Origin of the sequence: Companilactobacillus miaonis (assembly GCF_036913615.1) — a bacterium.
Classification (GTDB): domain Bacteria; phylum Bacillota; class Bacilli; order Lactobacillales; family Lactobacillaceae; genus Companilactobacillus.
Genome location: NZ_JAYKTX010000002.1, coordinates 102007 through 125154 on the forward strand (window position 1 = coordinate 102007; position 23148 = coordinate 125154).

The 23148-nt window shown below is 36.2% G+C and carries 22 protein-coding genes; 14 read left to right on the forward strand and 8 right to left on the reverse strand.

Annotated features, from left to right (window positions below; translation table 11 throughout):
* Positions 1-30: 30 nt before the first annotated feature.
* The gene (locus U8521_RS02090) at positions 31-687 is read right to left on the reverse strand and encodes a L,D-transpeptidase (RefSeq protein WP_334351708.1); all 657 of its coding nucleotides are present in this window, start codon (positions 685-687) and stop codon (positions 31-33) included.
* 176 nt (positions 688-863) lie between these two features.
* Here U8521_RS02090 and U8521_RS02095 point away from each other — a divergent pair, with 176 nt between their 5' ends.
* Positions 864-1049 carry a PspC domain-containing protein gene (locus U8521_RS02095; RefSeq protein ID WP_334333351.1) on the forward strand — a complete coding sequence of 62 codons (186 nt, stop codon included), beginning with the start codon at positions 864-866 and terminating at the stop codon, positions 1047-1049.
* Between the two features lie 21 nt (positions 1050-1070).
* Positions 1071-1265: a PspC domain-containing protein gene (locus tag U8521_RS02100; RefSeq protein WP_334333350.1), complete on the forward strand. Its 195-nt coding sequence runs from the start codon at positions 1071-1073 to the stop codon at positions 1263-1265.
* 245 nt (positions 1266-1510) lie between these two features.
* Here U8521_RS02100 and U8521_RS02105 read toward each other — a convergent pair whose 3' ends face one another.
* The gene (locus U8521_RS02105; protein WP_334333349.1) at positions 1511-2017 is read right to left on the reverse strand and encodes a TetR/AcrR family transcriptional regulator; all 507 of its coding nucleotides are present in this window, start codon (positions 2015-2017) and stop codon (positions 1511-1513) included.
* Positions 2018-2150: 133 nt separating this feature from the next.
* On the opposite strand from U8521_RS02105, the gene U8521_RS02110 reads away from it, so the two are divergent.
* Both U8521_RS02110 and U8521_RS02115 read left to right on the forward strand, forming a co-directional pair.
* Positions 2151-2636, forward strand: coding sequence for a hypothetical protein (locus U8521_RS02110; protein WP_334333348.1), 486 nt, complete (start codon positions 2151-2153; stop codon positions 2634-2636).
* A 25-nt stretch (positions 2637-2661) separates the two neighbouring features.
* A complete protein-coding gene (locus tag U8521_RS02115) occupies positions 2662-2817 on the forward strand; it encodes a hypothetical protein (RefSeq protein ID WP_334351814.1) in 156 nt (51 codons plus the stop codon).
* 201 nt (positions 2818-3018) lie between these two features.
* On the opposite strand, the gene U8521_RS02120 is transcribed toward U8521_RS02115, so the two are convergent.
* Together U8521_RS02120 and U8521_RS02125 are read right to left on the reverse strand one after the other, a co-directional pair.
* On the reverse strand, positions 3019-3813 hold the full coding sequence (locus U8521_RS02120) for an HAD family hydrolase (protein WP_334351709.1): 795 nt from the start codon (positions 3811-3813) through the stop codon (positions 3019-3021).
* Between the two features lie 57 nt (positions 3814-3870).
* On the reverse strand, positions 3871-4599 hold the full coding sequence (locus U8521_RS02125; RefSeq protein WP_135373054.1) for a DUF554 domain-containing protein: 729 nt from the start codon (positions 4597-4599) through the stop codon (positions 3871-3873).
* A 112-nt stretch (positions 4600-4711) separates the two neighbouring features.
* On the opposite strand from U8521_RS02125, the gene U8521_RS02130 reads away from it, so the two are divergent.
* The 7 genes from U8521_RS02130 (at position 4712) to lpdD (ending at position 12769) form a co-directional block, all read left to right on the forward strand.
* The gene (locus U8521_RS02130) at positions 4712-5611 is read left to right on the forward strand and encodes a LysR family transcriptional regulator (RefSeq protein WP_334351710.1); all 900 of its coding nucleotides are present in this window, start codon (positions 4712-4714) and stop codon (positions 5609-5611) included.
* Complete coding sequence (locus U8521_RS02135) at positions 5587-7890, forward strand: UvrD-helicase domain-containing protein (protein ID WP_334351711.1); 2304 nt, start codon at positions 5587-5589, stop codon at positions 7888-7890. Before U8521_RS02130 ends, U8521_RS02135 begins: the two co-directional genes overlap by 25 nt.
* Positions 7887-8756, forward strand: coding sequence for an AraC family transcriptional regulator (locus U8521_RS02140; RefSeq protein WP_334351712.1), 870 nt, complete (start codon positions 7887-7889; stop codon positions 8754-8756). Before U8521_RS02135 ends, U8521_RS02140 begins: the two co-directional genes overlap by 4 nt.
* A gap of 62 nt (positions 8757-8818) precedes the next feature.
* Positions 8819-10201 carry a subtype B tannase gene (locus U8521_RS02145; RefSeq protein WP_334351713.1) on the forward strand — a complete coding sequence of 461 codons (1383 nt, stop codon included), beginning with the start codon at positions 8819-8821 and terminating at the stop codon, positions 10199-10201.
* 100 nt (positions 10202-10301) lie between these two features.
* A complete protein-coding gene (locus tag U8521_RS02150) occupies positions 10302-11777 on the forward strand; it encodes a UbiD family decarboxylase (protein WP_334351714.1) in 1476 nt (491 codons plus the stop codon).
* A gap of 12 nt (positions 11778-11789) precedes the next feature.
* Positions 11790-12362: a UbiX family flavin prenyltransferase gene (locus U8521_RS02155; protein WP_334333341.1), complete on the forward strand. Its 573-nt coding sequence runs from the start codon at positions 11790-11792 to the stop codon at positions 12360-12362.
* Complete coding sequence (gene lpdD / locus U8521_RS02160; protein WP_334351715.1) at positions 12362-12769, forward strand: prenylated flavin chaperone LpdD; 408 nt, start codon at positions 12362-12364, stop codon at positions 12767-12769. Before U8521_RS02155 ends, lpdD begins: the two co-directional genes overlap by 1 nt.
* Positions 12770-12842: 73 nt before the next feature.
* Here lpdD and U8521_RS02165 read toward each other — a convergent pair whose 3' ends face one another.
* Entirely contained in the window at positions 12843-13937 is a 1095-nt protein-coding gene (locus U8521_RS02165; RefSeq protein WP_334351716.1) for a hypothetical protein, read from the reverse strand.
* Between the two features lie 232 nt (positions 13938-14169).
* On the opposite strand from U8521_RS02165, the gene U8521_RS02170 reads away from it, so the two are divergent.
* Complete coding sequence (locus U8521_RS02170; RefSeq protein WP_334351717.1) at positions 14170-14421, forward strand: AbrB/MazE/SpoVT family DNA-binding domain-containing protein; 252 nt, start codon at positions 14170-14172, stop codon at positions 14419-14421.
* Complete coding sequence (locus U8521_RS02175) at positions 14418-14756, forward strand: type II toxin-antitoxin system PemK/MazF family toxin (RefSeq protein ID WP_334351718.1); 339 nt, start codon at positions 14418-14420, stop codon at positions 14754-14756. The genes U8521_RS02170 and U8521_RS02175 overlap by 4 nt, the downstream gene beginning before the upstream one ends.
* 44 nt (positions 14757-14800) lie before the next feature.
* Here U8521_RS02175 and coaBC read toward each other — a convergent pair whose 3' ends face one another.
* Positions 14801-15994 (reverse strand): bifunctional phosphopantothenoylcysteine decarboxylase/phosphopantothenate--cysteine ligase CoaBC, encoded by a 1194-nt coding sequence (coaBC, locus tag U8521_RS02180; protein ID WP_334351719.1) that lies wholly within the window; start codon positions 15992-15994, stop codon positions 14801-14803.
* A 370-nt stretch (positions 15995-16364) separates the two neighbouring features.
* Between coaBC and U8521_RS02185 the strand changes: the two genes are divergently transcribed.
* On the forward strand, positions 16365-18995 hold the full coding sequence (locus U8521_RS02185) for a glycoside hydrolase family 3 protein (protein WP_334351720.1): 2631 nt from the start codon (positions 16365-16367) through the stop codon (positions 18993-18995).
* 47 nt (positions 18996-19042) lie between these two features.
* Here U8521_RS02185 and U8521_RS02190 read toward each other — a convergent pair whose 3' ends face one another.
* Together U8521_RS02190 and U8521_RS02195 are read right to left on the reverse strand one after the other, a co-directional pair.
* On the reverse strand, positions 19043-21661 hold the full coding sequence (locus tag U8521_RS02190; RefSeq protein ID WP_334351721.1) for a glycoside hydrolase family 38 N-terminal domain-containing protein: 2619 nt from the start codon (positions 21659-21661) through the stop codon (positions 19043-19045).
* 14 nt (positions 21662-21675) lie between these two features.
* A complete protein-coding gene (locus U8521_RS02195) occupies positions 21676-23019 on the reverse strand; it encodes a PTS sugar transporter subunit IIC (protein ID WP_334333333.1) in 1344 nt (447 codons plus the stop codon).
* Between the last annotated feature and the right edge of the window lie 129 nt (positions 23020-23148).

Genomic DNA, 23148 nt, shown 5'->3' on the forward strand with positions numbered 1-23148 from the left:
CCAAACAAAAAATCCCACCCTGAGGTGAGATTACGCTTTGAAAGTTCCGTGAATTTTGACGGTCATTTCAGTTGGAACATTTTCGTAGATCCACTTGCAATCTGGTGTGGACAAGTGAATACAGCCGTGTGATGATGGTTCTTTTCCAAGTGTTTTAGCAATCGATTCGACATAATTGCCTTGAACATCAGTTGGTGAAGTGTGGAATAAGTATACGCCGTGGTCTTTGAATGATACCCAATAGAAAGCCCCAAGTTTTAAAGGTTTAGTATAGAAAAATTCACCACGTTCCGGTTCGATGTGGAAAGTTCCCTTTGGAGTAGCGTCATCTTTTCCAGTTGAAGCGTACATTTCGTAGAGTTTTGTTTTGCCATCCATAATATGGACCCGTTGTGTTGCAATGTCGACGTCAATCCATGCATTAGGATGTTCTTGTAAGTTTGGATAATCTTTTTTTTCAGATGCCATAGTATATTTAAATTTCTTTAATGGCACCATGTCTTTATCATCATCAATCGCCTTTGAAGATTTCTTCTTAGAAACCTTTTTCTTTGGCTTAGGTTTTTGACCTCGAGCTTCGACTTTAGTATTTTGATTATTGTTAGTTGCTAAATAAATCCCCCCGGCACCTAGCACAATGACAGTTAGAGCTACCAAAATAGTTGTATAAATCCCTCGTTTATTCATCTAATCCCCCGATTATCAATATACTAACCATTATACATACTTCGAAATTTTTTGCATTATCACAACTGCAATACTTCATGTGACATTAATGTAAGATTTATGTAAGTAAATTAGATGTACTTATATCTATAAATAAATTATTATGTAATTAACAATAAAAGAGGGGGAAGTAAATTATGCATATTCCAATTAAACGTTCCAATAGCGACAAAGTTTTTGCAGGGGTAATCGGAGGATTAGCACAACATTTCCAATGGAATCCAACTATCGCCCGTGTATTGTGGGTAATTCTCTCATTAACACCGGTTCCTGGTATCATCGTTTATTTAATCCTTTGGATGTTAATGGAAAATCCTGACTAGTTAAAAGTGGAGGTAAGAAAAATGCACATTCCCGTAAAAAGATCAAAAGATAATCAAATTTTAGGCGGTGTAATCGCAGGACTCTGTGAACACTTTGACTGGAATCCCGCCATCGGCCGCGTCTTGTACGTAGTTTTATCATTTACACCAATATTCCCAGGAATTTTAGTTTATTTAGTTCTTTGGTTATTGATGGAAAAACCAGATCAAGTATAAAATTGAATTATAAGTGATAATCACAATAAAAATAGTTTGGGACAAAAGTCCTAAATGATAAAAATGAGGCCCAGAAATCGTAATGATTTCTGGACCTCATTTCTATTGTAGTTTGTCTTAGGCGGCCTATAATGTAGGTATAAAAAGATATAGAAGAACATTTATATCTTCGTCGAGGTATAGGTAGGCTAGTTAAATGATTTACCCTAGGAAGATTGTCTGATTTCAGACAACCTTCTTTTTTGTTAATTTGAAATGAATTTAGAAAGAAGATTCATTGATATTTGGGACATTTCAGAGACAGAAATATTCATTTCTTGATCAAGCCAATATCTAATTAGACCGGAGAAACCATAGAATAAAAAGTACCATTCTGAAGAAGAGAAATCACTTCCAAAGGTACTATTAGTGGCATTGAATACTGGTGAGTGGAATCTTTTTAATAGATCTTTTTTCTTCAAAATCATAAAAGTATTTTTATGTTCATAAAGATTTGAAAAAACCAAATTGAATCGTTCATCCATGGACAAATTATCTGACGAAAATGATTCCAATATTTCGGTTGTTATCTTTTTAAAAAATTGATCTACAATGTCGTAAACATCGTGATAGTTACGGTAGAAAGTAGAACGATTTATATTACATTCTTTACAAATTTCGGATACTGTAATTTTGTCTATACTTCGCTGTTTTAAGAGTGAGAAAAAGGTTTGATTGATTATCTTTTTCGTATATTTTCTTCTAATATCCATTGATGGCATCCCTCTTTTGCATCATATTTAAGAAAATGTTGCTGAAAACAACACAACATTCTTATTGTTTATTGTGTATCCAATATATATATCATATACTTTCAAACATTGTCGTAAAAGTAGGAGAGAATATATGAATATTGCAAGTTTGTCGCTCCCAATTTATCAATTAATTGTAGGAGTCATTATTTATGTTTGTTATTTAGGATTTGTCATGTTTGGAGGTCTTCGGAAAAAGAGAATTAAACCAATTCATTTTATTTTAATGATAATTATATTATTCTGGGCTTTAACTAAGACCTATAGTGGACTAGGTTCATTTTGGAATAATGTAGATTTAATTGTGGTGCTTATTATAGCGGTGGTAAAAGGTATTACATTAGGGAATAAAAAGCAGGTCAAAATGATTGATAATAGTTATTATATATGGCACGAAAAAGAATATATTATATTATGGTCGGCTTTCTTTGTTGGGAAAGTCTTATTCACTTTGGTATTGGGTACCGTATTTAATTTAAATATACCTATATGGCATATGATTGCATATTTCTTTGTTTATTTTACGGTTAGAACACTTATAATTGTGAGATTATATCCAGAGGCATTTCAAAGAAAATAAAAAGAGTTTGGGACAAAAGTCCTAAATGACAAAAATAAGGTCCAGAAATCGTAATGATTTCTGGACCTTATTTCTATATACTAGTAAAGAAACGTTACACGTCGCCGACTACATCGTGGCGGATGCTGGGCACGGCAGTGAAATGAATTACCAATTTATTATTGATGAACTAGAGGTTTAATTATCTTATCCCTTACGGAATGTATGAGAAAGAAATGATACGCTCATATCATAAAAATAAACGTAAGATTGCTAATTGGAACTATGACGAATCTAATGACACTTCTACAGATTTAGATGGAATCGAATTTAAATTTTTAAGATACAGCGTAAGACACGACAAGTACGGGAATCGGGAGTTATGTCCCGAACTCTTTGTTGTCTATAATTTAACTAGTTCAGCGATAGTATTCAAAACACCATCGTCATCGTTATCAGTAACTGAAATCATGTCGGCTGATTGTTTAATGTGGTCGCCACTGTTCTTCATTGCGACGCCGATGCCAGATTCCTCAAGCATTTCTAAGTCATTTCCGTTATCACCAAAGGAAACAACATTGTCTAAGGATATGTCATAGAAATCACACAATTTTTTTAAACCGGTAGCTTTTGAAATGTGTTGGGCAATGATATCGATGCTGCCAAAACCGCTGACAGCGGCATGAATTTGGTCACCAAATTTTTGATTGATAAAATCAACAGCTGGATCTAATTGGTCATCGGCGATACGAATGTTCATTTTGAAGATTTTATCATCAATATCATTAATTTTATCAACTCGAACCAAATTATTAATGTAATAATCGTTAGTTTGTGGTGAATCGCGTTCGACGTAAGTACCGTTGACACCGGAGAAACAAAGGCTGGTCAAGTCCAATTGTTGATTGAATTCTTTGTTGATCTCAATCAATTGGTCAAGGTCTAAAGTATCTTCGAAAATAGTTTTACCGTTGACTAAAATTTGAGCACCATTTTCAGCTACTAAGGCATCGATCCCCTTGGCTTTGGCAAAGACTTCTTGCATGTGGCTGTAGTTGTTGCCACTAGCAACGGCAAATTTAATGTTTTTTTTATGTAATTTAGTGATATATTCATTCAATCGCTTAACATTGTATGCGTGATTGGAATCAAACAAGGTTCCATCAATATCAGTTGCAATAAGTTTAATATTATTCAAATTAGTTCTCCTAATATATATTTATATATCATTATAAACTAATTGTTATTTAAAACTCTAGAGCAAGGGTAAGAACCAGTTTGCCCAGATCCAACTGAGTGGCATGATGATAACCATTGCTGGTATCATGTCAGCAATTGGGAACATTTTGAGTTTGACCATTCTAAAGCCGGTTGCTAGCATTAAGAATCCACCACAGGCTTTGAAATCTAAGATCATATTTGGTGTTGTTAGTGGGAAAATAAAACGTGCTAATAAGAACAAAATGTAAAAGAGAATAAATTGTGGAATCGCAATGATAGAAACCACGTAACCTAAGTTGCAGGCAAAGATTGCGGCGGTAAAGAAGTCCAAAACAGATTTTGAAATCAGAATAGTTGTATCGCCAGTCATCCCATTGTCCAAACTTCCGTAAATACCCGTTCCACTAGCGCAGAAGAGTACGATAACGGTAACTAAAGTGTTAACGAAATCTTCGTGTGACATATCGGATTTAGCATTTGGGAAAAGTTTAGAAATTGGTTTTTGCATTTCAACGGCACCTTTGTTGATCCATTGACCTAAGTGCATCCAGAGGCCGATTCCGGTTCCGATAACGAGTGCAAAGATAACAGCTGGCATATATTTCATCGGAGCGATGGAATAAATACCCATTCCCATGGAACAGACACCAAAGATCAGCGTGATGTCATTTTTGAATTGTTCGGTAAATTTATTGCCCATAAATCCACCTAAGAGACCTCCAAATAAAACGGAGGCCGCATTGATAATAACGCCTGTTGGCATAATGTAATACCCCTTTCAATACTCAATGCATCCTACTTTAGGATTGACTCATGAGATTAACAATTCAAAAACTATGATATAGTATTCTAAAATGGAATATGAGGTGGCAGTCATGGATTTACACAAGTTAAAAATTTTTGTCGATTTGTCGAAAACGCTCAATTATACCGACACAGCCGAGAATCTCTTCACAACTCAAGGTAATATTTCTAAACAGGTTATAGCGTTGGAAAAAGAACTTGGTGTATCATTGTTCAAGCGTGCTCATCGCAAAATTGAATTGACTCCACAAGGCGAAATTACGTTGCCGTACGCGGTGAAAATAATTTCTGAGTATACTGATTTACAGAATTCACTCAACGAGTTTCAAGCTGCTAAAAATTTAACAATTGAAATGCACACGATTCCAACGATGCCCAGTTACGAAAGTTTTAGCTTGATAACTAAATTTTTACAAAAACATCCCGAAGTTCACATGCAACTGCAGGAGGAGGAAAGCTACAATTTAGTGACTTCCTTAAAGGCAGGTAAGTGTGAACTCATTTTTGCGCGAACTTTTGACTTTGATGATCCAGATTTAGAGCGAATCGTCATGGAAGCTGATGACTTTGTGGCAGTGTTACCTAAACAACACCCACTAGCCAATGAAAAGAAATTGAATCTAGCACAATTAAAAAATGACCGGTTCATGATTTTGGGGCCCAGCACCAACTTATACCAACCAGTTATTAAACTTTGTCAAAAAGCTGGTTTCAAACCTAAAATCACTTACGAAGGTACTCGAGTCGATTTAATTATGCAGATGGTCCAAAATAATCTCGGCGTTTCGCTGATGATGAAAAAAACGGCCGAAAACTTTGACAGTAGTAATTTTGTCATGGTGCCGTTAACTGAAAATATCAAAAATAATCTCAGTTTTATTAGAGTTCGTGGTCAACATTCGAGCGCAAATGAGATGTTTTGGAGATATGTTCAAAAAAATCTAGATTGGGGGATTCAAAAATCCAATTAACTACAAAACAAATAATCGATTTGATGGAATCTGGTTTGAAGATGCAATTTTCCGATGAACAAATCGCCATCTTGAAGAACGACTTTACCAAGCCACTATTGGTCAACGCCTGCGCTGGGTCTGGTAAGACGACAATTTTTATTTTGATGGCATTGATTGCAATTGCTGAAGAAAAAGTTGCACCAGAAGAGATCCTGGGGATAACTTTTTCTCACAAATCAAAGATCGATATGGGGGAACGCTATCAAAATTTTGTCAGACGGTTGTCTGATTCAGGATTGAATCTTAACGTTGGTCATCCAAAATTCACAACCTTTCATGCCTTGTTTTATCAACTATTATTGCAGAATCCTGAGTATCGTAGTGCCAAGGTTTTGACCTCCTATCGACTCTTTATCCGTGATCTATCCGATGCTATCAAGCATCCTAGTAACATCATCACTAAAGATGAAATGCTAGCAGAAATGTTTGATTTAAACGACTACATGATCAATCAAGACTTGACGACTGACGGAGTTTTACCAAAAGGTGCAAAAAATCTGACAGAAGCAGTCAAAGTTATGGGACAGTATTCACGTCAAAATCACAGCGAGGATTTCTTTTCCGATTATGTCGACGTTATCAAAAAGTACCAAACTTTGAAGCGGGAAAATGGCTACATTGACTTCAATGATATGAAATTACTGTTGCTAGAGAGCATGCAAAACAAGCAGTATTTGCAGTATTATCAACAAATCATGTCACGCTTCAAAATTGCGGTGATTGATGAGTATCAAGATATCGACAACCTGCAGTGGAAAATTATTTCTCAATTGTTGAGTCCAGAAACTTTGAAACGTTTGATCGTAATCGGTGATGATGACCAAAGTATTTATTCTTTCCGAGGTAGTAACCCCAAGTTCATCCTCAACTACAAGAAGCTCTTACCGGATGCCCAGAAGCACAACCTCTCGACCAACTATCGAACTGGTGAAAAAATCTTAAAGCGAGTTATTCCCTTAATCAAAAAGAATCACGTCCGTCTTGATAAAGAATTATTGTCGGGCAAAAAAGATATGGGTAAATTCATTCTTTATAGTACGAAAAAATCTGGTTTCAGTGGTGATTCAAAGATGTTACGTCGCTTGGTTAAACAGATCAATGACCCGAAAATTAACAACGATGATATTGCTATTTTGGTTCGTTACAATTCTTCACGAATGCTTTTAGCCGATTGGCTGGCTAATCAAAATATTTATGCCGACATCAACAATATCGGAGCAATTTTACAAAATAATATCGTCTATAAAATTATTACTGAATTGATGAAATCACTATGGGATGATAATTATCAATATTTCAGCAATCAAGCGAACCGAATTGGCTTTCGAGCTTATAAAGATCACACCCAAAAAGTCATCAAGCAGCAAACTCCTGAAAAACTCAGTCAATTTTTCCAACTAGCTAATGACTACAATGCCACCACCAACACGCCTTACAAACGAACTGATGAGCGAATCAAAGTTTATTTTAACAGTGTCCAACGTTTCAAAAAGAATATGTTAGAAGCGACTGATTCAGAGAGAAAGGTAAAATTAGGCAAGAGTCTGATCAAGGATTTATACAAGGCTGCGAATAAATTGACTGACCGTTATTTTGATTACATGGAAGAAAAGAATTTCATGTCGAAAAATGAAGTCAATGATATTAAAAAGTATCTTGAAGAAGAGCTAGAAAAGTACCAAAATATCGATGAATTTTTTGTCGCAGAAGAAGACAAGAAGACGATTCTGACTACTCGAACTAGACAAGGCCAACCAGATAATCGCATTCAATTTCTTTCCCTGCATCAAGCTAAGGGACTGGAATTTAAATACGTTTACTTGTATGGTTTGACCGATAAAGAAGTCGACCGTTCCAGCAAAGTGTTGAATTCTTGGTTCCCACCGGAAATGACGATGGATAAATTCATAGCTAAATGGAAATTAGTTTACAATCACAATTTCCAATTTTTGGAGAACGCCTTAAAGTCGGCCCACGTTGAAAAATACCGTGATATCACAAATAATAATGCCTTCAATCCGATTAATTTGGACAAGACCTTGAAGAAAAATCAGGAATTTCAGATGTTTTATAATCTCTATCAAGAGATCGAAAACTACTCGGCTTTTATTGAAGAAGAGAGAAGACTCTTGTATGTTGGTGTCACGCGAGCTCAAAAAGAGTTGAATTTAAGAATCGCACCAGATTCCAACCCGTTAGTATTTGATTTGGAATTGCCTAAAAAGAAGAAAAAATGACAAAAGAAAAATTTGAAATGGTCGTCCCCAATGACCAGCGCTTGCCGTTTGGCTGTCGTCTACAAACTAATCCTAATAAACAAATTATTTTGCCCCACTGGCATGATACGTATGAGATCGACTACGTTGTAAATAGTCAAAACCAAAATTTTTATTTGGATGGGAAGACTTTTAATCAGAAAAAAGGCGAAATTGTCTGTGTCAATCCTTATCAGATTCACGGACTGACTTTACCTAAAGATGAAAATCGTGTTGCGATAACTCTGATGATTCCTTTGGCATTGTTAGATAAGTTGAACATTAATAAACTGGATTTTCGGATTCAGAATCGAATCTTTGAACCTAGTAATCAACGTTATTTATTTTTAGTCAGCCTCTTTGACGAATTGACTAGAATTCTGCGATGTGCGGATGATACTTTTTTGCGGACAGAAAAAATTGGTTTAGTCTATGCTATTTTGGGCATTTTGTTCAAAGATTTTTCTAAAACTGATAAATTAGTTTTTGATAATTTTGCAAATAACCGTCTCGACTACATTAAACAGTCACTCGAGTGGCTAGGGGAAAACTACATGTATCAAATAAGAATTGATGATTTAGCTAAACAAGTAAAATTGTCAAATAGCTATTTTAGCCATCTTTTTAAACAAATAACTGGTCAAACTCCGCAAACTTATTTGACGGGCATTCGATTGGCACATGCTCGTCAAACTATTCAAAACACAGATTTGACCATGACCCAAATTGCCTTAAAAACTGGCTTTAGTAATGTTAAAGCGATGAATACGGCTTTTAAAAAGAATTTCGGAATGACTCCGTATCAGTATAAATTGGAGCAACAAAAAGCAGGATTTGACATTTTCTAAGCCTTAAAGGCATTTTTATCTCTGGAAAACTTCAGTAGACTGAAGTCAATTGGAGGATAAAAATGTTAAAACTAGATCAGAATAATTTTCAAGATAAAAAATTGGCAACAGGTTTGTTATATCGAGAATTCAGAGATGTAACTTATGTTGAAAAGCCAGTTTCAGCTATTCAAAAGTTAAATATTTTTGTTCCATTGGCTTATTTCCATGATGGAATAGTTAATGGTTACGATAAAAATAGTGCACCAATTTTTATGCCCAATACGGTTGGCGGCTATATGCCAGGTCCACGGGATTATCCGGGAAATAAAACTTATCCAAGTAGTCAAAAGACCATCATTGCAGCTTTGAATCACGGTTATGTGGTAGTTTCAGCTGGTTTACGTGGACGGACTTTGACGGCTGATGGAAAGAATATTGGCAAGGCTCCAGCATTTTTGGTCGATATGAAGGCAGCGATTCGTTATGTCAGACATAATCGAGATGTAATTCCAGGTGATGTTGAAAAAATTATTACTAATGGTACGAGTGCCGGTGGTGCTACTTCAGCTGCTATTGGAACTTCTGGTGATGCCGAGTATTTTGAACCATTCTTAAAAGATCTTGGTGCGGCAGACGAATCAGATAAAATTTTTGCGGCGAGTGTTTATTGTCCAATCCACAATTTGGAACACGCGGATGCGGCATATGAATGGGAATTCAGTGGCGTCAATACTTGGCAACGCAAGATTTTTATTAAAGATGGCGGACCAGGACAACCACCAGTTTTTGAAGATGCAACGGGAACCTTTACTGCTGAAGAAGTGAAGATGTCTGATGAATTGAAACAGGAGTTTATTACTTATTTGAACTCTTTACATTTAACAGCAGATCAAACAAAACTCACTTTGGACAGTGATGGTAAGGGTTCATTTCTAAATTACGTTAAAAACTTTCTTAAACAATCCGCTCAAAAAGCGCTTGATGAAGGAAAGGATGTTTCAAAAGATTCTGGTGTTAAGGTAGAAAATGGCATTGTGACTGATTTAGATTGGTCAAAGTATTTGCGCTTTATTACTAGAATGAAGAGTGTTCCGGCTTTTGATGATTTGGAAATGAAGAATCCTGAGCCTAACTTGTTCGGTGATGGGACAATTGCCAGCAAGCACTTCACTACTTTCTCACAAAAACACTCGAAGGTTGCTTCACAACTGGCTGATGAAAAAACGGTTACGGCAATTAATCCATTGACTTACATTGGAAAAGCCAAAACGGCCAAATATTGGCGGATTCGTCATGGTGCTAGTGATCGTGATACTTCGTTCGCTATTCCGGTCATTTTGGCGACGACGCTGAAAAATGCTGGTTACCAAGTTGATTTTGCAATGCCTTGGAATACACCGCACAGTGGAGATTATGATTTACGTGATCTGTTTAGTTGGATCGATAAAATTTGTGCTAAATAAAAAGCATTCCATTATGGAATGCTTTTTTGGTTAACTTGAATTGTTTCAACAACGTTGCCGCCCCTATAATGATCACTGATAGGAAAGAGGAGGGCAAACAATGTCTGAACAACCATATGATTTAAGAAGAGTTATTGATGAATTAAAACAAGCACCTGGTCAATATCATGAAACTGATGTTGAAGTAGATCCTGATGCAGAACTTTCTGGAGTTTACCGCTACATCGGTGCCGGTGGTACGGTTAAGCGTCCTACACAAGAAGGACCTGCGATGATGTTTAACAACGTCAAAGGTTTCCCAGGTTCACGAGTATTTATTGGTGCCATGGCCAGTCGCAAGCGTGACGGTTTAATTTTACATCATGACTATAAAACTTTGGGCCGTTTGTTAAAAGATTCAGTTGAGCACCCAGTTGCTCCAGTAGTAGTCGATTCTGATGAAGCTCCAGTTCAAGAAGTTGTTCATAAAGCAACTGATAAAGATTTTGATATTAGAAAAATTTTGCCAGCACCAACTAATACTGAATACGATGCTGGTCCTTATATCACTATGGGACTAGTTTTAGGTTCAGATCCTGACAAGACTATGACTGACGTTACTATTCACAGAATGGTTTTGGAAGATAAAGATACTATTGGGATGTATATCATGCCTGGTGGTCGTCACATCGGACACTTCCAAAAGCAATTTGAAAAGTTGAATAAGCCAATGCCAATCACTATCAATATTGGTTTGGATCCTGCTATTACCATCGGTGCTACTTTTGAGCCACCTACAACTCCACTTGGCTATGACGAATTGAATATTGCCGGGGCCTTGCGTAACCAAGCGGTTCAATTAGTTAATGCTAAAACAATTGATGAAAAAGCGATTGCTCGAGCTGAGTTCGTCATTGAAGCTGAAATCATGCCTAATCAAACTATGCAAGAGGATATCAATACTAACACCGGCAAAGCTATGCCCGAGTTCCCTGGTTATAATGGTGACGCTAATCCAGCAGTTAATGTTGTCAAAGTTAAAGCCATCACGCACCGAAAAGATAATCCTATCATGCAAACAACAATCGGACCTAGTGAAGAACACGTTTCGATGGCTGGAATTCCGACTGAAGCAAGTATCCTCGAATTAGTCGACAAAGCGATTCCTGGAAAAGTTGTCAACGTCTACAATCCTCCAGCAGGTGGTGGTAAGTTGATGACCATCATGCAAATCCACAAGGATAATGAAGCTGATGAAGGAATTCAAAGACAAGCTGCCATCTTGGCCTTGTCCGCTTTCAAGGAATTAAAGACCGTCTTCTTGGTTGATGAAGATGTTGATATTTTCGATATGAACGATGTCGTTTGGACGATGAATACTAGATTCCAAGGGGACAAAGATATATTAGTCTTACCTGGAATGAGAAATCACCCACTCGATCCTTCCGAACGACCCGAATACGATCCTAAATCCATTCGCGTTCGTGGCATGAGTTCGAAGACAATTATCGATGGTACCGTACCATTTGATATGAAAGACCAATTCATCCGTGCTTCATTCAAAGAAGTCGATGACTGGCAAAAATATTTGAAATAAGGAAGTGTGAGTATGACTCGGAAAAGAAGAATCGTCATTGGAGTGACCGGCGCCTCAGGTACCATTTACGCAATCGATTTGATGAAAAAGTTAAAATCGATCGACAAGGTTGAGACCCACGTTGTTTTCAGTGGTTGGGCCAAGAAAAACTTACAACTGGAAACCGATCTGTCGCTGGCTGATATTAAAGAATTAGCTGATTACTTTTACAGTGACAGTGATTTGGGTGCAACGATTGCTAGTGGATCGTTTTTGACTGATGGGATGATCATCGTTCCTGCCAGCATGAAGACCGTTGCTAGTATCGCTGTCGGTATCGGTGACAATTTGATTTCCCGAGCGGCTGATGTGACCTTAAAAGAACAACGTAAATTGATCATGGTACCAAGAGAAACACCATTGAATACGATTCACTTAGAAAATATGACTAAGCTGTCGAAAATGGGTGTACAAATGATTCCACCAATTCCAGCTTTTTATAACCATCCAGAAACCATTCAAGATTTAGTCGATCATCAAACGATGAAAGAACTAGATGCACTAAGAATTGATAACGAAATTGGCGGACGTTGGGAGGGTATCTAATGAGATTCTCAATTACCGAAGAAAATTATACGATGACTGCCAATGTGGAAGTTATCGGAAAAGATTTATTCATTGCTATTACTGGTGGCGATAATCCTCATATTGGAACCGTGACGACTTTGACTAAGGATTCAGATTTGCAAACGATTCGTTATCCTAGCCATGATGGCAGATTCCATAAAGATGATGTTTTGGCCAAACGAGTTGGGAAAGTGATTCAAAGTCAGTTACCAGGCAGTTGCACGATAACTGCTGGTGTCCATGTGAACCATATTTCCAAAAAACAAATTGCAGTGTCTTCGTCGATGGCGCAAAATTTAGGTGAACAAATCAAAACTTGGTTACAGACAACCGATTTTGATGTGCCAGATCCAGTTTATTATAGTGATTCGGAAAATCCTCAATAAAATAGTCAGTTAATCTTGATTAATTAAATAGCCCAATGGTAATTAAATTTTGATTACCATTGGGCTATTTAAGTTAATATGCTGCTAGTTTCATGCCACGTTTATCTATAATTAACTGCTCGTGTTCTAAAATTGCGTATATTTCATTTAATCTATTTTCAAGGTCGCTTATTTCTAAGTTAAATTTTTTATTCAACATTGTAATTGATATGAAGACAGTTTCTTTTGGAATGACGGCCTTTCCACGGGTGATAAAACCATTGCCAAAGATACCGTTGATAATTAAGACGTCTAAATCACTACTGCTTTCAATTCCATATAGTTCCGCGATATTTTGATGACGACTAAATACTTGTTTGAAGGTGATTTTGGCATTTTTTATAACTATTTCTTTTGGTGATGGATTATTATTGGGTGATTGGAAAGAGGAGCTTTGGTTAACGGAATTATTTTTCCACAAATCTTCGCGTTCTGCTTGTAACTTCTCTTGTTCAGCCAGAAGTTCTTGTTCTTGAGTAAATTTTATTCCTGCAGGCGTTCTTAGCCACTTTTTTCTTTCTATTTGTTTTTGTTCTTCGAATAATTGTTTAGCGGCCTTATTAATAGTAAGCTCATCTTTTAGATAAATTGGCAACGATTCACGACAAAATTCTTGTAGATAAACGAGTTTGTTTTTAGAGAATAGACTTTCCAAAGTGTTTTTTTCTTTTAGTAGTTGGTAATTTTTGGATGGGAAAGTCTCCCCCCAGTCAAATCTAATAAGAATTTCATCCAGTCCACGATCTATTTTGTGCTTTCCCTTTTTTATGTCTCTTAAGATATCTTCACCAATTCCAGCTTCTTGTTTGAGATGCTCTATTCCAAAGCCTTGTGTGCGGTTATTTTCTTTTGATTGGCAGATGTAGAGATATTTTACTCCACGGCCACACGAACAATGTAATGAAGATTCTTTCGGATTGGATTTATCGAAATTAGGATTGACCTGTTCTTCTAAAAATTGCCACTCTGTACCAGTTTCATTGAAATCATTTAGAAGCATCGAATTAAACTTGTATTGTTTATATTGCTCAATAGTTTGTAGTTGAGATCTTGATAATTTATTAATAATACTTTTTCTTTCAGAGCTGTTCAAATGGTCGTAATTAAGGCTGGTACGAAATATTTCCATGGAGTTTACCTTCTTTCTAACAATTAGCATTTTATTAGTTAAAGTATCTATTATGGTAAAAACATTGGCAATACAATTACTGAAACATAATCATTTACATACAATTTTTAATGATTTGTTTATGGCAGAGAAATCTTGTTTTTGAAATTCTGACACATGTATATACGGATGTATTGCTTTTTTGCTAAAATATTCCATACTAATAATAGTATGAAAATTAGGAGGCACCATTATGAGTAAAGAAGTGAGATTAAGAAAGTCTGGAAATAGTCTTATTTTAACAGTTCCATCTGGGGTTAAAGATAAGGTTGGTGCCAAATATTCAGTTTCAACTAAGGAAGATGGAACTATTATTTATAAACCAGTTAAACATGTCAACGTTTTTAGTACAAAAAAATTTATGGAGCATGATTTCCATAAAGATATGGAAGAAATATCCGAAACCATGGAATTAAGACCAGTTGGTAGGGAGAAATTACAATGAGAAATACTCCAGAAAAGGGCGACATTGTGGTAATTGATGCTGATTCAGGTAATATTAGAAGACATATGGTCGTTATGAGTTCTAGTGATTATAATAAATCAACAGGATTTATTTTAGTGATGCCTATAACAACCTCACAAAGAGTTGCTAATCGTGTAGGTTATTATCCAATTTTAATTCCAGGTGATAAACACACAGGTGTGAAGGGATACGTCGTCGTGTGGCAATTGCAAAACTTCGATTATATTTCCCGGCATGGAGTCATTATCAATAAAATTAATCACAATTTGTATAAGGAACTTTTGGTCTATGTAAAAGATATGCTGGATCTTTAATAAAGTTCAGTTTGTATCTAAAATAGGACGTTTCGTCCTATTTTTTATTTATTTAAATACAAATCCCAGAACTTCTTAGCTACTTCGGTTTTAGACATCAAAGGCCAATTAACTGGTTTATGATTTTTTTGCAACAGAGTGACCTTATTGGTATCGACGTTAAAACCAGCGTCTTTTTGAGAAACATCGTTAGCCAAAATAACGTCGGCGTGTTTCTTATTGAGCTTTTTCTCTGCGTTGTCCAAGAGGTGTTGAGTTTCGGCCGCAAAACCGACAACGAATTGTTGGTTAGTTTTAGTGGCAGCGATAGTTTGTAAAATATCAGGATTTTTAGTTAATTTGATGGTGAAGATATCTTCATCGTCATTTTTTTTGATCTTCTGGTCGGCAACTTTTATCGGTTTGAAGTCAGCTACTGCGGCAGCCATGATCAAAACGTCAGCTTTAGGGAAGACGTTTTTTAATTGTTGCATCATCTCATCGGCAGTTTGAATCTGAATTATGTTCATGCCGGCAAAAGAAGTGGGAACAGTGGTAATTAAGGTTACTTCTGCACCAAGATCTCGAGCAACTTTTGCCATTGCAAAGCCCATTTTGCCAGAAGAACGGTTACCGATAAACCGAACTGGGTCGATAGCTTCCTTAGTTCCGCCGGCAGTAACGATGACTCTTTTACCATTTAGTTTTTTCTCAGTGAATTGTGCTTGAATATGTTTGACAATGACGTCTAATTCGGGTAGGCGGCCCTTGCCAGTCATACCTTCAGCTAAAAATCCGGTAGCTGGTTCGATGACTTGGATGCCCATTTTTTTTAAGGTCTGAAGGTTATTTTGAACAGCGAGATTGTCGTACATGTCGGTGTTCATAGCTGGAAAGACCAATTTTTGGGCTTTGGTTGCTAAAAGGCTAGTTGAAACAACATCGTCAGCTAGACCATTAGCCATTTTGCCGATGATATTAGCAGTTGCCGGAACGACGACCGCCAAATCAGTCCAGAGCGCCACTTTGATGTGGGGAATGAAGTCGTCGGCAGCACTTTGAGGTTTGAAATTGTCAGTGATAACCGGACGCTTACTCAAAGTCGCAAAAGTTAGTGGAGTGACGAACTTTTGAGCGGATTTAGTCATGACCACTTGAACTTGTGCACCTTGTTTGATTAAAGCTCGCACGATATTCAACGATTTATAAGCCGCAATTCCACCAGTAACGTAAATTGCAATGTGTTTGTCTGTTAACATTTTTCCACCTCAAATTTTTTTCTTACTATATTATACATGATTGCCATTATGTTAATATTTGGATATTAGGAGAAAACTATGAATATTTATACTTTAGATATTATTGTCACGATTTTATTGATACTGGTTATTAACGATCCCCTACTCAGATTCTTTCAAAGTCTTCTCTTTGGAAGTTTCATTGCTAGTGAGATTTTTGTCGGAATAATCATAATAATTTTAATGGTTTTAATTCATAAATTTATTTTACGAAGATTTTTCCCAAAAAAGTAACGATTGTGAAAATCAGTAGCTCTTAGCAGCACTTTTTTAACACGTAAAAGTGTAAAATTAAGGTAATTACATTTCCACCAAAGGAGAGATTTTGCAGATGGAAAACGTTATTTCACAAAGAGAATCAGAAAATCAAGAATTAGCTAAACAAGTTGCCTCTGAGGGGATAGTTTTGCTACAAAATCGCAATGCAACTTTGCCGATTAAAAATAAAACGGTGGCATTGTACGGTAGTGGAGCTTTTGCGACTGTTAAAGGTGGAACTGGCTCTGGGGATGTCAATTCTCGCAGGACTATCAGTATTTTAGATGGATTAGAAAATCATGGTTTTACGATCACAACTAAATCCTGGTTGAACCGCTTGGAACGTTTTTACCAAAAAGAAAAACAAGCTCATGATGAGAAGTTAAAAGATGATCCACTAGCACTTTTACGTCCAGCTTTTAAATTTGATGATCCAGAAATTGGGGATTTTGAAGATAGTATTACTGGAATTTATGTGGTGTCACGTAGTTCTGGTGAAGCTTACGACCGTAAAAATGAAAAAGGTGACTTCTTATTAACGGATAATGAATTGTCCAACATTAAAAGAATGAGTGAATACTACACTAACAGTATCGTGTTATTAAATGTTGGCGGAGTCATGGATACGAGTTTTATCGACGATTGTCCACTTTTAGATAGCGTTTTGTTAGTATCACAACTGGGAATGACGACTGGTGATGCTGTGGCTGAAGTAATCGATGGAACCGTGACACCTTCTGGTAAATTGTCAGATACTTGGGTTAAATCGTATAATGATTATCCAACTTCTGAGAATTTTGGGATGACTGATCCAAAATATGTCGAGGGTATTTATGTTGGTTATCGATATTTTGATAGTTTTGATATTAAGCCTAGGTATGAGTTCGGATTTGGTTTGAGCTATGCCAAGTTCTATCTCGATACTAAGAAAGTCAATATCAATGAGAAACGGATTCGTCTCAGTGTTGATGTTGAAAATACCGGCCATAAATTTTCTGGTCAAGAAGTAGTCCAAGTTTACGTCTCCAAACCTCAGACTAATATTCCTGTACCATATCAAGATTTGGTAGGCTACGAGAAAACCACAATTTTACGGCCCAATGCCAAGCAAACTGTTGATTTCCGAATTCCCATCACGGATCTAAAAGTTTACGATGAAGAATTGGGCGCTTATATCTTGTTGCCAGGAACTTATCTACTTCGCGTGGGTAACAGTTCACGTAATACTCAAGTAGTGGCCACATTTAAGTTGGATCAAAAAGTGATTTTAGAAAAAGTTGAACATCTCATGAAATCAAGCGTTGATCCAACTGTTTTCACTGACAATAAAGTCGACTTGGAACAAATCGCCGGAATTCCTTACTTCATTTTGAAAGCTGAGAATTTTCCTGAGACTAAATTTGTTCAATACCAAGAAAAAAATAGTGTTACAACTTTTATCGCTGATGAAGATCCATTGCCAGGGAAAGGGATGGAACAAGTCGTCGAAGAAGTCAGAAATGCGGCTGGAAAAACTTTATCAGACGTCAATAGTGGTGAAGTTGAATTAGCCGAATTTGTTGCTAGTTTGTCAATTCCACAGTTAGTTGAGTTAGTTGAAGGCCAATTATCATCCGATAAAAATGGTGTTGTTGGAATTTCTTCAGATATCTTGCCGGGAGCTGCCGGACAAACAGGGACTATTAATAGTAAGAACATTCCCGCTTTCGTGATGGCAGATGGTCCTGCGGGTATTCGAGTTGAACCAACTTATGAAAAAAATGGACAAACAGTTGAACATTTTGCAACTGCTTGGCCAATTGGAACGGCTTTAGCCCAAACCTGGAATCGTTCATTAGTAGAGAAAGTTGGTTTCGCAGTCGGTATCGAGATGAATGAGTTTGGGGTCGACTTGTGGTTAGCACCAGGAATGAATATCCATCGTGATCCACTCGGTGGCAGAAATTTCGAGTACTTCTCTGAAGATCCAATTCTTTCCGGTACTATGGCTGCATCTGTTACCAAGGGTGTTCAAGAACACAAAGGTATCGGAGTCACAATTAAACATTTCTTAGGAAATAATCAAGAAACTGATCGTAATTCTGGCAATAGTATTATTGGCGAGCAAGCCTTACGAGATATTTATCTTCGTAACTTTGAGATTGCCATTAAAAATTGCCAACCAGTAGCTATTATGACTTCTTACAACAAAGTCAATGGAGTCTTTTCAGGAGAAAACTTTGAGTTATTGACCAATATTTTACGTGATGAATGGCATTTCCACGGTCTAGTCATGACCGATTGGTTCAGTTCAGCAAAACCTGCTAACAGCATGCATGCCGGAAATGATCTAATCATGCCAGGAGCCTCAAAGTCAGAATTACTCAATGCTGCTAGTGACAACGGACCAGAGTTTGATGCTCAAGGAAATATCAAGGTTAAAAAAGATTTTGATTTTCTAACTAACAAGACGACTGAAAGACAACTTTGGAATGATTTTGTACTGGATCCCGATGGAAACGTACTAGTAAAAGTTAGAATCGGTGATGATTCACCATTAAATGAGAATGTTCGAGACTGGGTTTACCAAGGAATTGCCCAAATAGTTGATGAAGAACACGTCTTGTTGACAGGCAAGTGGAAAGATAACAATAATTTGTATTTAGGAGACTTACAAAAATCCGCTATCAATGTTTTAAGAACTGTTTTGAAATTGAAATTTTAGGATATGAAAAAAAGCTGTTGGATATTGTCCAGCAGCTTTTTTATGCTCTATTTAATAAAATTGATACCAAAAGTTTTGATTTCACCTGGCTTGAAGGAAGGTATTTTAAAATTATCAGTTGATGTTTTTAAAGTAGTAACAAGATGAGAATCTAAGGTGAGTTCAGTGATGGTAGCAGACTTACCTAATTTGATAGATCCATTTTCTATAGTGTCATCACTTGGATTATAAAGCCTTAACACAAACCCAGTTTCATCATTTGTCAGGTGAAAACTACTTAATACTAGTTGATCACTCTTTAGTTGAATCAAGTTTTGATTTAGTTGATTATAATTTTGAACTTTATTCATCATGAAATATCTGAGCGGATTAGTAAAGCGATTTAAAGTTTGGTTTTGGAAGAAGAGGGGATTAGTTGAAAGTAATAAATGCTCGCGTTGTAGTTGTGCGGCATCAAAAGTTTGACTAACAACGATTCCACCTTCAAAAACATGTTTTCCTTGTAATTGGCTGTGTGGAGTTTCAACATATTTTGATTCTAGTCCTGAGGCATCGGAAGGGCGGCGGAGTAAATCAGGACGTCCCAGATAACCGACACTTCTGAACATAGTAATTGCTAACTTATTAAAGTTTGGACCAATTACTTGAAAGTCTTTACTTCCAAGCCCGAGGAAAGTGCAGCTTTCATCTTGGGAATGAATATTTGCAAGATGGATAAATGGACGCATTGCGGTTGGTTCCTCATGATAACCAATCTCTTGCCAATCGTTTAAATGTAGATCGGTTACAGGACGTTTAATGATACCAAATGGCGTGTCAGCAAATGAGAACTCTGATTTTAAATTAGGGTTCAAAACTAACCTTAAGCGATGATCTAGAGTTTGATTGTTGGTCTCTAACTTATAGCCAATTGTTTGCGAATCTCTTTTTAAAGTTAATGATAATTTGTAAGCTAATTTAGATGATAATTTTTTATTTTTACGGTCTTCTAAGTTAGCGGGTAATTCCCATTGACCTGTAATATTTAGAGAACTAATATTTTGACCAATAACAGTCTCGATGTCAGCTTGCTTGAAATCTAAGTTGATTATCCAATCATTAAATGAAGGTGAGTAATCATATGTGTCACCAGCGTCAGCTCCGTCTTCAAAACTAAGAAAGTTTGGATACGTTTTGTTAATTGATTTATTCGTCAAATCAATTTGACCGTCACTGAAACTAAGTTCATAAAACTTATTATCGATATGATTATCTTTACTACTATTAATAGTAGATTTTGATTCTTTAGTTTCCTGAATTGTGAGACCAGACCAACCAGTAGCTGGAATGTCAGCCATAAAAGAAATTGTTGAAATGTAATATAAATCTTGTTTTCTTTCTTCAACGTTTCTACGTAAAGCAGCGGCATTTTCCAGTTTTTGATTGATTAAATCATATTGGATCTCTTGATTATTCTTATCTAATAATTTAAATTCTTTGAATCTAGTCGATATTTGAATAGTCTCTATTTGATGTTTTTCAATTGGCAATGGATTCCAAAGATAAACATCAAATGGTGTTTCTTGAGAAATACTGAGTTTTCTAATCAAATAGTCAATGATAGAGTATGATAATTGATCGGCAACTTTTGCACGATGGAGGATATCATCGTTTGTTTTATCGCTATTGCAACCACCAGAACTATCGTGTGCTTGACCGCGAAAAATAATTTTCCAAATATCATCAACCAAACCTTGTTTGGCAGAGATGCCATATGATTTTGCCAAAGCCATCAAGGGTTCAACTTGATAAGTCATCCGACGTTCAAGCTGATCATAAATTTGTTTTAGGTCAGCTCTGGATGAGTAAATACCACGATGAATTTTTGAGGCTGAGGGATCGATGAATTCGCCAGAGTAGTTTGGCAAATCTTTTTCTTTACGTAGATTAGCAAAATATTCTGGATAGTTACTTTCTTTAATAAAGTATTCGTCAGTTAATTTTTCATTAGCCGCTTGAATTCGTTCTTTTAGATTGTAGTCAATGGCTCTTTGATCTCCACCGATAGGGAGTACTAAATTACTTACGTCAGTGTCGGAGCTGATTTTATTCATTAGATCTTTAAAATCATTGGATTCGACCAGTTGAACTCCAGCGTAGTAACCATTTTTGATATTTGCAGTTAAAACTTTTGAGCCATCTTTGCTGTTCCAATAAAAGTAACGAGCATTTTTTTCTTTAGACATACCACGCCAGAAAACGGCATCATAAATTCCAAAACCATTGTAGATTTTAGGCATGTCGGTGCCTTGGCCAAATGAATCAGGTAAATATGCGACATCCATTGAACCACCTAAGTCATTGGCAATTTTTCTTCCTATTGATAGATTTCTGACGATAGATTCTCCAGAAGTAACCATTTCATCAATTTGAGTGTACCAAGGACCGATGAAGAGACGTTTCTCTGTAACAAATTTTTTAATTAAATTTCTTTTTTCGGGAAAACTATTTAAATAATCGTCGACGATCGACATTTGGCCATCTAGTAAATAATAATTTAGGACATTTTTTTCAAGTGCATCGAAAACTTCGTCCATGTGATATGCAAACTGGACGCGTGCTTCTTGTCTAGTAAAATACCATTCGAAGTCCCAATGCGTGTGTGCAATTGCATAGACTTTTTTCATTTTAAATTAACTCCTTATGCTGCTGGTTGTGCGTTTTTTAATGCTAGTTCACGTTCGTTACGTTGATTAATGATAACGAATGGTGAGTAAATAAAGATATCAAGAATTACAAGAACTAAGGTTAAGACTACTGGACTCAGATGGAACGCACCTAGAATCCAGGTACTAATGAAGATTGGCTCATTACCAGAGTTCAGAACAACCAATGGAACGACCCAACCAATTTTTGTTACAACATATGCAATAACGGCATTGGCAACTGGAACTAAAATCCAAGGGATTAACATGATAGGGTTCAAAACGATTGGTAGACCGAAGATAATTGGTTCGTTAATTCCAAATAATCCAGGAATCAAACCTAATTTGGCAACCTCATGTTCCTTTTCACCTTTTTTAGTAAAAATTAACATGGCAATAATTAAACCAAAAGTAGCACCAGAACCACCAATCATGGCGTAAACGTTAGTCATGGTATTTGGAGCAATGGAAATTCCAGCAAAACTTTGTGTTTTAGCAAATTTGGCAACGTCTTGTAAGAAAAGAGGTAGCCAGAAAGCTGAAACAACACCCCAAACGATGTTGAAACCGTGAAGTCCTAAGAACCAAAGAATTTGTTCAAGTAGAATTACAACGATAATTGCTGGTAGACCAGTACCTACACTTAACATAGGTTTAATGATTACAACAGAAATCAATTCAATTAGAGATGAGAAACCAAGCGTTTGAATAATAATTCTAACTACACCGAAAATCAAAAGTACTTCAGAAATTGGAATTAATGAAAAGAATGAATCAAAAACATTCTGTGGTACATTTCCAGGCATTTTGATAGTAAACTTACTATGTGAGAATTTGTTATATAGATAAACCGCTAGCATTCCAACAATCAGTGCGGTAAACATTCCCTCGTAACTGAAGAAGGAAGTAGCAAATCCTTCAATCACTTTTGCCTTAGGATCAGCAAAGTTGATATTGTTAGGTACCATGATAAAGTATGCTGCAAGTGCTAATAATGTCGCTAAAATAGGATTTAGATTTGCATTTTTAGGTTTACGTTTCAATTCATTTGCGTATGAATAAGCTGAAGATAAGACAACTATCAAAGCAACGATACCTAAAGTAGCAGTTCCTAAGTATCCAAATAGGTTACTTGTATTTGTCAACCAAGGGTTATCAATTTTTTGTGACTTAATCAAAGCGTCCAACTGCATTTTGATTAGGTTTGAGAAAGAACCCACAACGGTAAATGGAATAGTTCTAATGAAAGCGTTCTTTACGGCTTGTAGAATGGTATTTTTTTCGACCCACGAGGACATTTTTAACAATGGTCCTTGGATTTTATCGAGATCAAATTTCATTTTTGTTCCTCCGTTTATTTTGTAAAAGTAAGCGCTAACTTTCAATTCATAATTATAAACGGTATTAATAATTTGTAAAGGGGATTTTTATAATTTGTATAGTCAAATTATAAAAATGTGGTAAAATTA